This window comes from Brevundimonas sp. 01N35, from assembly GCF_056399785.1.
The window spans coordinates 34334-47920 of the sequence record NZ_JBFTRZ010000013.1 but is presented as its reverse complement, the minus strand read 5'-3'; the positions used below and the strand labels follow the sequence as shown (position 1 = coordinate 47920).

The window sequence follows — 13587 nt, the reverse complement described above, 5'->3', positions numbered from 1 at the left end:
GCCTTTTCGTGTTCTGCGAAACTTTCGTCTCGGCGGGCCGAAATCAGACCTTGGACAGGATCAGGGTGCCGTTGGTGCCGCCGAAGCCGAAGCTGTTGGACATGACGTGCTTCAGTTCGCCGTCATGGCGTTCGCGCAGGATCGGCATGCCCTCAAATTCAGGGTCCAGGTTTTCGATGTGGGCGCTTTCGGCGGCGAAGCCGTGCTTCATCATTAACAGGCAGTAGATGGCTTCCTGGGCCCCCGCAGCGCCGAGCGAGTGGCCCGTCAGCGACTTGGTCGAGGAGATCATCGGCAGGTCGTCGCCGAAGACGTTGCGCACCGCGCCCATTTCCTTGGAGTCCCCGACCGGCGTCGAGGTGCCGTGCGGGTTCAGATAGTCGATGCGGGGATCGCCGGCCATCTTCAGCGCCAGCTTCATGCAGCGCTCGGCGCCCTCGCCCGAGGGGGCCACCATGTCGTAGCCGTCCGAGTTGGCGGCGTAGCCGGTGACTTCGGCGTAGATGGTCGCGCCCCGCGCCACGGCGCGTTCGTATTCTTCCAGCACGACGATGCCGGCGCCGCCGGCGATGACGAAGCCGTCGCGGTCCTTGTCATAGGCGCGGCTGGCCTTGGCGGGGGTTTCGTTGAAGTTGGAGGACATGGCGCCCATGGCGTCGAACATGTTCGACATGGACCAGTCGATGTCTTCGCAGCCGCCGGCGAAGACCACATCCTGCTTGCCCCAGGCGATCTGCTCGGCGGCCGCGCCGATGCAGTGGGCCGAGGTCGCGCAGGCCGAGGAGATCGAATAGTTGATCCCCTTCAGCTGGAACCAGGTGGCCAGGACGGCCGAGGGACCGCTGGCCATGGCCTTGGGCACCGCGAACGGGCCGATGCGCTTGGGCGAGCCCTTTTCGATGGTGGTGGCGGCGGCTTGCAGGATGATCTGGGTCGAGGGGCCGCCCTCGCCGACGATCAGGCCGATGCGCTCGTCCTTGATCTCGTCGGCGCTGAGCCCTGAGTCCTTCAGCGCCTCTTCAAACGCGATGTGGGCCCAGGCGGTGCCGTTGGCGAGGAAGCGGGCGGCCCGGCGATCCACCAGCGGCGCCCAGTCTTCGGCGGTCACGCCGAGGGCGGGCGGGGCCCAGACCTGGGAGCGGAAGCCGTGCTTGATGTGGTCCGGCGCGGCCTGCACGCCCGATTTCGCTTCGCGCAGGGAGGCTGTGACCTCGTCCTGGCCAGTGCCGATGGAGGAGACGATGCCCAATCCGGTGACGACGACACGCCGCATGCTGGTTTCCTAACGTTCAGTCTTCAGGCGCCGCGTTGACCGCGGTCTGGATTAAATGGGGTCAGGCTTCGGTCGGCGCCACCAGACCATTCCCAAGAGAATGGTCCCACGACAAAGAGAGCGAAACCTGAGCGCGAATGCTAGGTATTCGAGCCGGTTTCGCTCTGGCCGCCGAACAGACCGACGCGCATATCCGCGCAGGTGTAGATGACCTGGCCGTCGGCCTCGAGCACGCCGTCGGCGATGCCCATGACCAGCTTGCGGTTGATGACGCGCTTCAGGTGGACCTTGTAGACCACCTTCTTGACGTCCGGCGTCACCTGCCCGGTGAATTTCACTTCGCCGACGCCCAGGGCGCGGCCCTTGCCGGCGCCGCCGATCCAGCCGAGGTAGAAGCCGACCAACTGCCACATGGCGTCCAGGCCGAGGCAGCCCGGCATGACCGGATCGCCGATGAAGTGGCACTGGAAGAACCAGAGGTCCGGGTTGATGTCGAGTTCCGCCTCGACATACCCCTTGCCGTAGTCGCCGCCGTCGGCGGCAATGGTCTTGATCCGGTCGAACATCAGCATCGGCGGGGCCGGCAGCTGGGCGTTGCCCGGACCGAACAGTTCGCCACGGCCCGAGGCCAGCAGGCCTTCATGATCGAACGACGACGGATATTGGGACTGGCTCAAGGATGACGCTCCGGAAGTGTTGCGGGCGGGTTACACGACCCTGCGCGCCCGCTCAACTGTTGTGAAGTCTAGCTCCGGCCTGTTCCGGCCGGGCGCGAGGCGTTGCACAGAGCCCGGTCCTGGGTTCCGAACACCCCGCGCTGGGCCACCCAGCCGCTCATCTTGCGGGCGCGAACCCGGCACCAACCCTCTTCGCACTCGTCCAGCGAGACGATGGAGCGCGGCGACAGGCGGGCCCGCACCGACGAGGTCGTGGACCGGCCGGAATGGATCATGATTTCTTCGGCCGAGCGGTTGAAGACGCTGCGGCGGCCCGAGGCCACGGTGCGGTGGATCCAGGCGACCGAGCCGTCGGGGTCGCAGATCTTGCGCCACTCGCGGGTCTCGGCGATCACCTGCACGGGCAGGCCCGCGGCGTGGTATTCCCACAGGATCTGGTAATCGAGGCCCGGCCCCTGGCGCGCCCGAACCTGAGAGGATTTCAGCGTGACCCAGCGCGGCACTTCCAGCCCGGTCGGCGTCGGCCGGCCGTCAGGCATGAGGGCGCCGGCGCCCGCGAAGACGCCCAGCCCCAGAACGGCGGTGATGACGGCGATACGCCGGAAACTTTTGAACCTGACCACAGCTTTGCTAGACACCGGATCGACCCGTCCCGCACGGGCGTTCCCGCCCGTCGAAACCCAGGCCCCCTATGTCCGCCCGCAAGCTTAAGGTCGTATTAACCAGGCGCCTGCCCGACGCCGTCGAAACGCGCCTGCGCGAGCTGTTCGACGCCGAGCTGAACCTGACCGACCGCGCCATGGACCGCGAGGCCCTGGCCGTCGCCCTGCAACGCGCTGACGTCCTGGTCCCGACCATCACCGACCATCTGGACGCCGACCTGATCGCGGGCGCGGGCGAGCAGTTGAAGATGATCGCCAACTTCGGCGCCGGCGTGGACCATATCGACATCGACGCCGCCGTGGGGCGCGGGATCATCGTCACCAATACGCCGGGCGTCCTGACCGAGGACACCGCCGACCTGACCATGAGCCTGATCCTGGCCGTCAGCCGCCGCATCGTCGAAGGCGCCAATGTCGTCGCCGCAGGACAGTTTGAGGGCTGGAGCCCGACCTGGATGTGCGGCCGCAAGCTGTGGGGCAAGCGTCTGGGCATCATCGGCATGGGCCGGATCGGCCAGGCCCTGGCCCGCCGCGCCAGGGCCTTCGGCATGCAGGTCCACTATCACAACCGCAAACCCGTCTCGGCCATGATCGCCGAGGAACTGGGCGCGACCTGGTGGGACGATCTGGACCAGATGCTGGCGCGGATGGACGTCATCTCGCTGAACTGTCCGGCGACCAAGGACACCCACCATCTGCTGTCGGCCGAACGCCTGGCCCGGCTGCAGCCCCACGCCATCCTGGTCAACACCGCGCGCGGCGAGCTGATCGACGAGGCCGCCCTGGTCGAGGCGTTGGATCGCCGCGCCCTGTTCGGCGTCGGTCTGGACGTGTTCGAGCACGAGCCGGCGGTGCACCCGGGTCTGGTGGGCCGCGCCAACGTCGTGCTCCTGCCCCACCTCGGCTCGGCCACGATCGAGGCCCGTCAGGACATGGGCGACCGCGTCATCGCCAACATCATGACCTACCAGAACGGCCACCGCCCGCCGGACCGGGTCATCCCGGCGATGTTGTGACCGACGTTATCTGATTTCTTGACCTCTGGCGCCGCCGCTCCGTAATGGGGTTTAGGGGTGAGACCGGAGGGATGGGTGCAGGTTCGAGATCACGGTCGCGGCGCGGCGCTGTCACGACGAGGCCTGCTTTATGCGGGCGCCGCCGGGGCTGTTTTTGCGCTCACGGGCGCGCGGTTGGCGAACGCGGCGCCCGCAGCCGCCTACACCGCCGCCGATTTCTTTGTCGGGCAGAAGACGAAGGCGGTGGTCCTGTCGCCGTCAGGCGCGCGCATTGCGATCCTGGAACAACTCGGAACCCGCGACGAACCGCGCGGCGTCCTCGACCTGCTCGACGCCGCCGCTCCTGAAGGGCGGCGTCGGCGTATCGAACTGGGCAAGCTCACCGTCGAGGCGCTGGAGTGGGCCAATGATCGGCGGCTTCTCGTGCGGGTCGCCATCAAGCGGGTGATACCGGGCAGAAAGCCGCCAGGGTCGAACCTGACCGGCCCCAGTCAAACGGTGACGTCGCGCCGGGTCATGTCTCTGGATCATGAGACCGGGGAAAACGTCGTCCTGTTCGAGGGCGAACGCCAGCGTATGCGCTATTCGCCGGATCTCGGCCGCGTCATCGACATTCTGCCCGACGACCCCGATCACGTCCTGATGACCGCCTGGGAGATGGACGGCGTTATGGGGCTGCACCGGGTCAATATCGTCGACGGCAAGGCCGAACGGCTGGAGCGCGGCGCCTCCGCGACCATCGGCTGGCAGACCCATCAGGGCGTCGCGGTGCTGCGCCGCGACGTCAACGCGCGATGGACGGTGGAGACGATCCACGCCCGCGCTCCGGGCGAGACGGAATGGCGTTTCGTTCGCCGCAACCGCATTGTCGATGCGCCGGACTTCTCATGGGTCGGCGGAGGAAGCGCTCCGAACATGGTCCTGGTGTCGGCCCGCGCCGAGGGCGAAGACGTCGAGACCATTCGCGAGATGAACCTGCACACCCTGGCTTTCGGCGCGCCGATCCAGCCGAGGGCGGGCCGCGACGTGCTGTACGGCCTGATGGATGCCCGCAACCGCTACATGGGAGCCGCCTACTATGGCGACAGGCTGGAGTATGACTTCGTCGAGGCGGGACTGGCGGCGCACCATCGCGCCATGAACCGCTTCTTCGATGACGACTGCGACGTGCACCTCAGCCAGGTCAGCGACGACCGCAACCGATTCATCGCCTATGTCGAGGGGCCCCGCGAGCCGGGCGCCTGGTATCTGTACGACAAGACCGCCCGGAGCATGACGAATCTGGGCTCGCGATACGCCCTGGATTTCGAGCGGCTGGGCGGCTGTGAACTGTTGTCGGTGCGAACGCGCGACGGGGCCTCGATCGAGGCCTATCTGACCGCCCCGCCCGGCGCCGCGCCGGGACCGCTGGTGGTGATGCCGCACGGCGGCCCCGAGGCCCGTGACCAGCGGGGCTATGATCGTCAGGTCCAGGTCTTGGCCGCGCAAGGCTGGTGGGTGCTGCAGCCCAATTTCCGAGGCTCGGGCGGGTATGGGCTGGCCTTCGCCCAGCAAGGCTGGCGGCGCTGGGGCGAGCGGATGCAGGAGGACGTCGAGGACGCGGTCGCTCAGGTCGTGCGCGACAAGGGGCTGGACGGGGACCGGGTGGCCATCATGGGGACCAGCTACGGCGGCTATGCGGCCCTGATGGGCGCCGCGCGACGGCCTGACCTGTACAAGGCCGCGATCTCGATCTGCGGCGTATCGGACCTGTCAGACATACTGGCCTGGGAAAAACGGGACGACGACACCCCGACCAAGGAAGTCTACGGCTTCTGGAAGAAGCGGATCGGCGACCCGGATACGGACGCGGCCATGCTGCGGGCGGCCTCGCCTCGCCTTCGCGCCGCCGACATCGTCTGCCCGGTCCTGCTGGTGCACGGCGTGGACGATGGCATCGTGCCGGTGATTCAGTCGCGCATCATGAACAGCGCCCTGCGCGGCGCGCGCAAGACCGTTGACTATGTCGAGGTGCCCGACGCCGGCCACGCCGACTGGGAGGACGACATCGAGAAAGGACTGATGGAGCGCTACGTGGCTCTGTTGCGTCGGGCTTTCGCCTAGCCGCACACGGGGCAGGCCGGGTCCGCCGCGACCTTCGCCACCCGGCTGGTTGCGGCCAGGCCGTCGTAGAGCAGCAGGCGGCCGGTCAGGGGCTGGCCCGCGCCGGTGATCAGCTTGATCGTCTCCAGCGCCGCCATGGCGCCGATGACGCCGGCCAGGGCGCCGACGACGCCGACGCGGGCGCAGGTCTCGGCGTCGGGCGGGCTCTCGGGGACCAGGCACTGGTAGCAGGGGCGGCCGGCGAAGACGCCGACCTGACCGTTCCAGCGGCCCAGCGCCCCGGACACCAGGGGCACGTCCGCCGCGACGCAGGCGGCGTTGACGGCGAAGCGCGTGTCGAAGTCGTCGGTGCCGTCCAGCACCAGGTCGAACCGCTCGATGACGGCGCGGGCGTTGTCGGGGGTCAGCCGCTCGACGAAGGGCTCGACGGCGACATGGGGGTTGAGGGCGGCCAGATGCTCGGCGCCCGCCTCGACCTTGGGCCGCTCAGCGTCGGCGGTGGTGAAGATGATCTGGCGCTGAAGGTTCGACAGGGCGACCGTGTCGTCGTCGATCAGACCCAGGGTCCCGACCCCCGCAGCGGCCAGATAGAGGGCGGCGGGCGCGCCGACCCCGCCTAGGCCGACGATCAGGACGCGGGCGCGCTTCAACGCCTGTTGGCCGGGGCCGCCGATCTCAGACAGGACCAGTTGGCGCGCATAGCGGTCGACCTCCTCGTCGGAGAAGCGGACGGGTCTGGCGGGGGCGGAGGACTGGGTCACGTCCGCCTGTCTAGCGCAGTCGGACCGGCCCGTCAGGCTGGAACGGGCAGGGCTTGCGCCGCCGTGCTCAGCAGCACTTCGGCGCGGTCGGGCCCAAGTTGGTCGAGCGTGGCGCCGTTGAGCAGGCGCGCGGCGGCGGGGGTCAGTTCGGCCAGGGTCATCGGCCACTCGGGGAAGAGGCGGCAGGGCACGTCCTGATCCGACAGAAGGCGGATGTTCTCGTGACGGGGATCGGCGCGCAGCCGGTCCATCAGCCGGTCCACGTCGGCGCGATGGCCTTCGATGGCCTGCAGGAACCGCCCGCCGTGACGCATCAGCACCCCGGTCAAGCCGTCGCGGCGGTTGTTGCGTTCGGACACGCCGAGGATCTCGGCCAGAACCAGAAGGCTGGTCGCGGCGTCGGCGACGGCGTCGCTGACGTAGATGGCGCGGTGAAGAGGCAAGGCGGTACTCGAAAGGCAGGCGAAAGCGACGCGATCGCAAGGGGGGCGCGCTCCCTGTCACGCCGAGGTTAACAAAGAGGTCACCACGCCAGTGCCGTCGGCGGGCTGCGGCGCGGGGCGTCTTGCGGGAGCGATCAATCCTCGCCATCTGATCCGCCATGACCCAGACATCAGGCTTCCCCGACTGGCACGGCACCACCATTCTGGCGGTGCGCAAGAACGGCCGCACCGTCATCGCCGGCGACGGTCAGGTCTCGATGGGGGCGACCATCGTCAAGGGCGCCGCGCGCAAAGTGCGCAAGCTGGCGGGCGGCAAGGTCCTGGCCGGATTCGCCGGAGCCACGGCCGACGCCTTCACCCTGATCGAGCGGCTGGAAGCCAAGCTGGAGCAGTATCCCGACCAGTTGGCGCGCGCCTGTGTCGAACTGGCCAAGGACTGGCGCACCGACCGCTACCTGCGCCGGCTGGAGGCCATGCTGCTGGTGGCCGACAAGGATGCGATCCTGACCGTCACCGGCGTCGGCGACGTGCTGGAGCCGGAATACGGCGTGGCCGCCGTCGGCTCGGGCGGCAACTACGCCCTGTCCGCCGCCCGCGCCCTGCTGGAAGAGACAGACCTGGACGCCGAGCAGATCGCCCGCAAGGCGATGAAGCTCGCCGCCGAGATCTGCGTCTACACCAACGGCAATCTGACCATCGAGAGTCTTTAAGGGCGCGACCCTGGGCTCGCGGAGCCTCGCGGCTCGAGCAGGTCTTTGCTCTGACGCTCGCCGCCGGGGCGCTTGTGCTTGAGCGCGAGCGCGGTGGTCCGGTTTTCCGCGAATTAACGCGACACTTGTCGATTTCGGGCGATCAATGAGCGCGGAGGATCGCCGCCATGCCGCTCGACGCCCTGCTGTTCGCCGCCGCCATGATGTCCGCCGACAGGCCTTCCTGTCCCGCGGACTCGCCCGCGCCGGTGGTCGCCGCCGAACGGGCCTTCGCCGCCGACGCGCCCGGTCTGGGGATCGGCGGCAGTTTCAACAAATGGGCCTTGCCCGACGCCGTGGTCATCGCCCAGGGGCGGGCGCAGACGGTGCGCGACGTCTATCCGCCCGAGGCGGCGCGTCCCGTCGACGAGCCGAAACTGGAATGGTGGCCCAACTGGGCCGGGATCGCCCGTTCCGGCGATCTGGGCTTCACCACCGGCGGGGTGGCGGTGAACGGCGTGCGCGGCGGTCACTATTTCACGATCTGGGCCTGTCAGCCGGACGGCCGCTGGGCCTGGGTCTATGACGGCGGTTCGGGCGCGACGGCGGCGGCTGTCCCTGGCCCCGACAGCGAGCCCGACCTTATGGCGGCCGGCGATGGCGCCTCCACCTCGCCCGAGGCGGCGATGCAGGAGGTGCGGGCCGTCGAGGCGGCGCTGGCCGAGGCCGCGCGGGCGGATCAGAAGGCGGCGCATCTGGCGGTCCTGACCGACGACGGGCGGCTCTATGTCGCCCCGCGTCCGCCCGCCATTGGACGCGGGGCCATGGCGGCGGCGCTGGACGGCTGGCCCGCAACTTTCGACTTCGGCCCGGCCGAGGGCGGCGAGGCTTCGCGGGCCGGCGATCTGGCCTGGACCTACGGCCCGGCGCGGTGGACAGGCGACGGCGCCGAGCGGCGCGGCTGGTATGTCCGGCTGTGGCGCAAGGGGGCGGACGGATGGGCTCTGATGTTCGCGCAGCTGATTCCGGTCCCTCCGGTCGCCGTCCCCCCTCCCGCTGGCGAGTGAGGCCTCCTATCTGGGGTCCATGACCGACCTTTCTCCCCGCGAAATCGTTTCCGAACTGGATCGCTTCATCGTCGGCCAGGACGACGCCAAGCGCGCCGTGGCCGTGGCCCTGAGGAACCGCTGGCGCCGCAAGCGGGTGCCGGAAGACCTGCGCGACGAGGTCACGCCCAAGAACATCCTGATGATCGGCCCCACGGGGGTCGGCAAGACCGAGATCGCCCGGCGCCTGGCGAAGCTGGCCGGCTCGCCCTTCCTCAAGGTCGAGGCGACCAAGTTCACCGAGGTCGGCTATGTCGGCCGCGACGTGGATCAGATCATGCGCGATCTGGTCGAGAGCGCTCTGGTCATGGTGCGTGAAAAGCGCCGCGCCGGGGTCAAGGCCCGGGCTGAAGGCCAGGCCGAAGAGCGGATTCTGGACGCCCTGGTCGGGCCGGGCTCGCAAGCCGCGACGCGCGACGCCTTCCGCAAGAAGCTGCGCGACGGTGAACTGGACGACAAGGAGATCGAGATCGCCTTGGCCGACACGGGCTCGCCGATCCACGGGCTGGACATGCCGGGCGGCGGGAATGTCGGTCTGCTGAACCTGTCGGACCTGCTGGGCAAGATGGGCGGCGGGCGCACCAAGACGGTCAAGCTGACCGTGGCCGAGGCCCTGATCCCGCTGACCACGGAGGAAAGCGACAAGCTGCTGGATCAGGAGAGCCTGACCAAGGAGGCCCTGCTGCTGGCCGAGAACGAGGGTATCGTCTTCCTCGACGAGATCGACAAGGTGGCGACGCGCCAGGATCGCGGGGGCGGCGCCGACGTGTCGCGCGAGGGGGTGCAGCGCGACCTGCTGCCCCTGATCGAGGGCACGACCGTCTCGACCAAATACGGGCCGGTGAAGACCGACCATGTCCTGTTCATCGCCTCAGGCGCCTTCCATGTCGCCAAGCCGTCGGACCTGCTGCCGGAACTGCAGGGGCGCCTGCCGATCCGGGTCGAGTTGAAGGCCCTGACCCGCGACGATTTCAAACGCATCCTGACCGAACCCGAGGCCAATCTGATCCGTCAGAACCAGGCCCTGCTGGAGACCGAGGGCGTGACCCTGGTCTTCACCGACGATGCGGTCGAGGCCATGGCCGACGCCGCCGTGACCGCCAATTCGACGATCGAGAACATCGGCGCGCGGCGGCTTCAGACCGTGCTGGAGCGGGTGCTGGAGGAAACCAGCTTCAAGGCCTCCGACCTGTCGGGCCAGACCCTGACCTTCGACGGCGACAAGGTGCGCGAAAAGGTCGGCGAACTGGCCAGGAACATCGACCTGAGCCGGTTCATCCTGTGATGGCCTAAGTCTTTCCTCCCCATTTCATGGGAGGTGGCGCGGCCGACGTGACGGAGGGGCCGCTTCAGCGGAGCAAGCCCCTCCACCGCGGAGCCTGTCCTTGGGCTCGCCAGAGGCGAGACCTGAGGGCGGTCCCCCTCCCCACACAATGGGGAGGAAAGCAGGATCAGCCCCGCATAGCCTCCACCGCCGCGACCAGACGGTCGAGATCGCTCGGCGTCGACAGGCGGTGGTCGCCGGCCTCGATCAGGTCCAGGCGCACGTCGCCGCCGGTCAGCCGCTCGATCAGTTCGACCTGATGGCGCCAAGGCACCACGTCGTCCGCGCGGCCTTGCAGCACGTGGATCGGGGCGGTGATGGCGATGACGCCGTCCAGCAGCAGCCAGTCGCGCGCCTCCTCGAACATGCGCCGCGTCAGGACATAGGACCCCAGACCTTCCTCGGTGATGATCGTCTCGCCCTCGCGCAGGATGGCCTGACGCTCATGGTCGGCCAGACCGGGCCACATCAGCTTTTCCGTAAAATCCTGCGCCGGATTGACCAGCACCAGCCCCTTGATCCGCTCAGGTCGGGCCAGGGTCGCCAACAGGGCGACCCAGCCGCCCATGGACGAGCCGACGGGAATGACCGGTCCATCCAGACTGTCGATCAGGGCGACGGCGTCCTCGCGCCAGCGGCCGATGGTGGCCTGTTTCCAGTCGCCGGACGACTGGCCGTGGGCGAAATGGTCGTAGCGGACGAAGTTCCAGCCGCGCTCGCGCGCCGCCGCTTCCAGCGCCAGGGCCTTGGTCCCCTCCATGTCCGAGCGGAAGCCGCCGATCCAGACCACGGTCGGCCCGGCGCCCGTGACCGCCTTGAAGGCCAGGGTCTCGCCGTCGGGGCGGGCCAGAATCTGGGGCAGGGTCTGGAAGTCGGACATGAAGGCTCCTCGGACTGTCATTCGGCGCGGAATGGCTTTAGCAGAGACGGCGTTTCTTCACAGGCCGCGAGGGGCCCCCGCTTGTCCGCACCCAAAGTCCTGTTCGTGTCCGCCAACCGTATCGGCGACAGCATCATCTCGTCAGGGGTGATCCGTGAAATCAACCGCCGCCTGCCGGGGGCGGAAATCACCGTCGCGGCGGGCCGCCCGCCCGCGCCCTTCTTTCGCTCGGCGCCCGGCGTGACCAAGGTCATCGCACTCGACAAGAAGAAGGCCGCCGGCCACTGGATCGAACTGTGGAAACAAGCGGTCGGGACGAAATGGGATCTGGTCGTCGACATCCGCGGCTCGGCCCTGGCCTATCTGATCCCGGCCAAGCGGCGCATCATCTACAATCGCAGTTGGGAGACCGGGCTGCGCAAGGTCGAGACGGTGTCGGCGATGATGGGCGCGGCCGTGCCGCTGGACCCCGAAATCTTCCTCGACGACCGGGCGCGGGCCGAGGCCGCCGCCATCATCGACCCCCAATTGACCCAGGGCGCTGGTCCCGGGCCGATCATCGCCCTCGCCCCCATCGCCCACCAGCCCGGCAAGTCCTGGCCGGCCGACCGCTGGGGCGCTCTGGTCGAGCGGATGAAGGCCGAGCCGCGCTTCGACGGTTGGCGCTTCATGCCCGTCGGAGGACCCGGCGACCGGCCGCCGGCGACCCCGGCGCTGGAAGCCGCGGGCGACCGCGCCATCGACTGTGTCGGCAAGGGCGACATTCTGTGTTCGGCCGCCGCCATCGAGCGCGCGGCCCTGTTCGTGGGCAATGACAGCGGGCTGATGCACGTCTCGGCGGCGCTGGGCCGACCGACGCTGGGCCTGTTCGGCCCGACCGAATGGTGGCTCTACGGGCCGTGGGGACCAAAGACGCGCACGGTGGCCTCCAACGAGACCCGCGGCCAGTTCGCGCCGATCGAAGACCTGACCGTCGATCACGTCTTTGAAGGGGTGCTGGCGCTGCACGACGCCTACATCGACGGCGCAAACCCCGACCAGCCTTGAATTACAGGCCTTCTATCGTCATATTCCCGCAGTCGGGAACGCGACGCCTCCGTCGCGCGCTGGTCCCTGCAAGATTTATCGCCTGTCTTCTGATCACATAAGGAAACGACGCCCATTCGCCGTCCCATGCAAGCGCCGCCCGTCAAGGACGGGCCGCCCATCAACCAGGAAATCCGCGCCACGCGCGTGCTGCTGATCGACCAGAACGGTGAGAAACAGGGCGTCATGCCGCTGTCGTCCGCGCTGGAAGCGGCCGAAGAGGCTGGTCTGGACCTCGTCCAGATCGTCGGCAACGCCGAGACGCCGGTCTGCAAGATCCTGGATTACGGCAAGCATCGTTTCCAGGAGCAGAAGAAGAAGGCCGAGGCGCGCAAGCGTCAGAAGGTCGTCGAGCTTAAGGAAATCAAGCTCCGTCCGAACATCGATGTCCATGACTATGAGGTCAAGGCCAAGTCGATGCACCGCTTCTTCGAGGAGGGCGACAAGGTCAAGGTGACCCTGCGCTTCCGCGGTCGTGAAATGGCCCACCCCGAACTGGGCATGAAACTGCTCCACAAGGTGCAGGCCGACTTCGACGAAGTCGCCAAGGTCGAATACGCTCCGCGTATGGAAGGCCGCCAGATGATCATGATCCTGGCGCCTCGCTAAGAGGCGAAGCCTCAAGGCGAGGTTTTTCAGGTCGCTATGCTCGCCGCGTGGCGGCTCGCGACTTGAGCGAGGGTCTTGGGTCCAGTTCAGACGCCCGGTTCCGGACAGATGTCTGAGGCCGGGCGTCTTGCTTTTGGGGGGACGGCGCCGTAAAAGCCGCCCCTTCGCGTACCGAACCGCCGGGCTAACAGGCATGCCTGGGCGGTTCGTTTCAGCTTCGCACTCCGGGCTCAAGCAGCTCGAAGAGCGATAGCCCACTAAAAAGAGAGAGTGAAAATGCCGAAACTGAAGACGAAGTCTGGCGCCAAGAAGCGCTTCAAATTCACGGCCACGGGCAAGGTGAAGGCTGGCGTTGCCGGCAAGCGCCACCGTCTGATCAGCCACAACTCGAAGTACATCCGCCAGAACCGCGGCACTTCGGTCATGGCCGACGCCGACGCCAAGAAGATCAAATCCTACATGCCGTACGCCTGATCGGCGCGCGCGTTTCGATCTGATCTCTACGTAAGAATTTGAAAGGATAGCGACACATGGCTCGCGTCAAACGGGGCGTAACGTCCCACGCCAAACACAAGAAGGTTCTCAAGCAGGCCAAGGGCTTCTACGGCCGCCGCAAGAACACCATCCGCACGGCCAAGGCCGCTGTCGACCGCGCAGGCCAGTACGCCTACCGCGACCGTCGCAACAAGAAGCGTTCGTTCCGCGCCCTGTGGATCCAGCGCATCAACGCCGCCGCCCGTCTGGAAGGCTTCACCTATTCGCAGTTCATGCACGGTCTGGCCAAGGCCGGCATCGAGCTGGACCGCAAGGTTCTGTCGACGATCGCCGCCGATGAAGCCAGCTTCAAGGGCATCGCCGACAAGGTTCGCGCCGCTCTGGCTTAAGGGCCTGATCGCGCTCAAGCAGCGAGGCTCCGCGAGCCGAGCGCTAGCGCAAGACGACAAAAGCGCCCGTCCCG

At 67.8% G+C, this 13587-nt stretch carries 15 protein-coding genes; 9 read left to right on the top strand and 6 right to left on the bottom strand.

Features of this window, described 5'->3' with window-relative positions; genetic code table 11:
• Nucleotides 1-43: 43 nt before the first annotated feature.
• The 3 genes from fabB to AC1DJ5_RS13020 form a co-directional block, all read right to left on the bottom strand.
• Nucleotides 44-1273: a beta-ketoacyl-ACP synthase I gene (gene fabB, locus AC1DJ5_RS13030; RefSeq protein WP_441456266.1), complete on the bottom strand. Its 1230-nt coding sequence runs from the start codon at nucleotides 1271-1273 to the stop codon at nucleotides 44-46.
• A gap of 140 nt (nucleotides 1274-1413) precedes the next feature.
• Nucleotides 1414-1950 carry a 3-hydroxyacyl-[acyl-carrier-protein] dehydratase FabA gene (fabA, locus tag AC1DJ5_RS13025; RefSeq protein WP_477020886.1) on the bottom strand — a complete coding sequence of 179 codons (537 nt, stop codon included), beginning with the start codon at nucleotides 1948-1950 and terminating at the stop codon, nucleotides 1414-1416.
• A 68-nt stretch (nucleotides 1951-2018) separates the two neighbouring features.
• A complete protein-coding gene (locus tag AC1DJ5_RS13020; protein ID WP_477020885.1) occupies nucleotides 2019-2588 on the bottom strand; it encodes an SH3 domain-containing protein in 570 nt (189 codons plus the stop codon).
• A 53-nt stretch (nucleotides 2589-2641) separates the two neighbouring features.
• On the opposite strand from AC1DJ5_RS13020, the gene AC1DJ5_RS13015 reads away from it, so the two are divergent.
• On the top strand, nucleotides 2642-3628 hold the full coding sequence (locus tag AC1DJ5_RS13015) for a 2-hydroxyacid dehydrogenase (protein ID WP_477020884.1): 987 nt from the start codon (nucleotides 2642-2644) through the stop codon (nucleotides 3626-3628).
• 75 nt (nucleotides 3629-3703) lie between these two features.
• Nucleotides 3704-5731: an alpha/beta hydrolase family protein gene (locus AC1DJ5_RS13010; protein WP_477020883.1), complete on the top strand. Its 2028-nt coding sequence runs from the start codon at nucleotides 3704-3706 to the stop codon at nucleotides 5729-5731.
• Here the strand turns inward: AC1DJ5_RS13010 and AC1DJ5_RS13005 are convergent.
• The gene (locus tag AC1DJ5_RS13005) at nucleotides 5728-6492 is read right to left on the bottom strand and encodes a HesA/MoeB/ThiF family protein (RefSeq protein WP_477020882.1); all 765 of its coding nucleotides are present in this window, start codon (nucleotides 6490-6492) and stop codon (nucleotides 5728-5730) included. The two genes, AC1DJ5_RS13010 and AC1DJ5_RS13005, sit on opposite strands and share 4 nt — an antisense overlap.
• Nucleotides 6493-6524: 32 nt before the next feature.
• Nucleotides 6525-6935: a BLUF domain-containing protein gene (locus AC1DJ5_RS13000; protein ID WP_441456260.1), complete on the bottom strand. Its 411-nt coding sequence runs from the start codon at nucleotides 6933-6935 to the stop codon at nucleotides 6525-6527.
• 158 nt (nucleotides 6936-7093) lie between these two features.
• Here AC1DJ5_RS13000 and hslV point away from each other — a divergent pair, with 158 nt between their 5' ends.
• From hslV to hslU, 3 genes are all read left to right on the top strand, one after another.
• On the top strand, nucleotides 7094-7645 hold the full coding sequence (gene hslV, locus AC1DJ5_RS12995; protein ID WP_477020881.1) for an ATP-dependent protease subunit HslV: 552 nt from the start codon (nucleotides 7094-7096) through the stop codon (nucleotides 7643-7645).
• 167 nt (nucleotides 7646-7812) lie between these two features.
• A complete protein-coding gene (locus tag AC1DJ5_RS12990; RefSeq protein ID WP_477020880.1) occupies nucleotides 7813-8691 on the top strand; it encodes a DUF4440 domain-containing protein in 879 nt (292 codons plus the stop codon).
• 19 nt (nucleotides 8692-8710) lie between these two features.
• On the top strand, nucleotides 8711-10015 hold the full coding sequence (gene hslU / locus AC1DJ5_RS12985; RefSeq protein WP_441456257.1) for an ATP-dependent protease ATPase subunit HslU: 1305 nt from the start codon (nucleotides 8711-8713) through the stop codon (nucleotides 10013-10015).
• A gap of 166 nt (nucleotides 10016-10181) precedes the next feature.
• On the opposite strand, the gene AC1DJ5_RS12980 is transcribed toward hslU, so the two are convergent.
• Nucleotides 10182-10934 (bottom strand): alpha/beta fold hydrolase, encoded by a 753-nt coding sequence (locus AC1DJ5_RS12980; protein ID WP_477020879.1) that lies wholly within the window; start codon nucleotides 10932-10934, stop codon nucleotides 10182-10184.
• A gap of 81 nt (nucleotides 10935-11015) precedes the next feature.
• On the opposite strand from AC1DJ5_RS12980, the gene AC1DJ5_RS12975 reads away from it, so the two are divergent.
• From AC1DJ5_RS12975 to rplT, 4 genes are all read left to right on the top strand, one after another.
• Nucleotides 11016-11981 (top strand): glycosyltransferase family 9 protein, encoded by a 966-nt coding sequence (locus AC1DJ5_RS12975; protein WP_477020878.1) that lies wholly within the window; start codon nucleotides 11016-11018, stop codon nucleotides 11979-11981.
• Between the two features lie 126 nt (nucleotides 11982-12107).
• Nucleotides 12108-12629, top strand: a complete 522-nt coding sequence (gene infC, locus AC1DJ5_RS12970; RefSeq protein ID WP_441456254.1) for a translation initiation factor IF-3 — start codon at nucleotides 12108-12110, stop codon at nucleotides 12627-12629.
• A 276-nt stretch (nucleotides 12630-12905) separates the two neighbouring features.
• Nucleotides 12906-13103 (top strand): 50S ribosomal protein L35, encoded by a 198-nt coding sequence (rpmI, locus tag AC1DJ5_RS12965; RefSeq protein ID WP_003166435.1) that lies wholly within the window; start codon nucleotides 12906-12908, stop codon nucleotides 13101-13103.
• 56 nt (nucleotides 13104-13159) lie between these two features.
• Nucleotides 13160-13513, top strand: coding sequence for a 50S ribosomal protein L20 (gene rplT / locus AC1DJ5_RS12960; RefSeq protein WP_477020877.1), 354 nt, complete (start codon nucleotides 13160-13162; stop codon nucleotides 13511-13513).
• Nucleotides 13514-13587: the final 74 nt, after the last annotated feature.

What these genes read in the sequence shown, in the direction of transcription:
- fabB (WP_441456266.1), bottom strand. Translation starts at nt 1,273, where the DNA reads ATGCGGCGTGTCGTCGTCACCGGATTGGGCATCGTCTCCTCCATCGGC.
- AC1DJ5_RS13015 (WP_477020884.1), top strand. Translation starts at nt 2,642, where the DNA reads ATGTCCGCCCGCAAGCTTAAGGTCGTATTAACCAGGCGCCTGCCCGAC.
- hslV (WP_477020881.1), top strand. Translation starts at nt 7,094, where the DNA reads ATGACCCAGACATCAGGCTTCCCCGACTGGCACGGCACCACCATTCTG.
- AC1DJ5_RS12990 (WP_477020880.1), top strand. Translation starts at nt 7,813, where the DNA reads ATGCCGCTCGACGCCCTGCTGTTCGCCGCCGCCATGATGTCCGCCGAC.
- hslU (WP_441456257.1), top strand. Translation starts at nt 8,711, where the DNA reads ATGACCGACCTTTCTCCCCGCGAAATCGTTTCCGAACTGGATCGCTTC.
- AC1DJ5_RS12980 (WP_477020879.1), bottom strand. Translation starts at nt 10,934, where the DNA reads ATGTCCGACTTCCAGACCCTGCCCCAGATTCTGGCCCGCCCCGACGGC.
- infC (WP_441456254.1), top strand. Translation starts at nt 12,108, where the DNA reads ATGCAAGCGCCGCCCGTCAAGGACGGGCCGCCCATCAACCAGGAAATC.
- rpmI (WP_003166435.1), top strand. Translation starts at nt 12,906, where the DNA reads ATGCCGAAACTGAAGACGAAGTCTGGCGCCAAGAAGCGCTTCAAATTC.
- rplT (WP_477020877.1), top strand. Translation starts at nt 13,160, where the DNA reads ATGGCTCGCGTCAAACGGGGCGTAACGTCCCACGCCAAACACAAGAAG.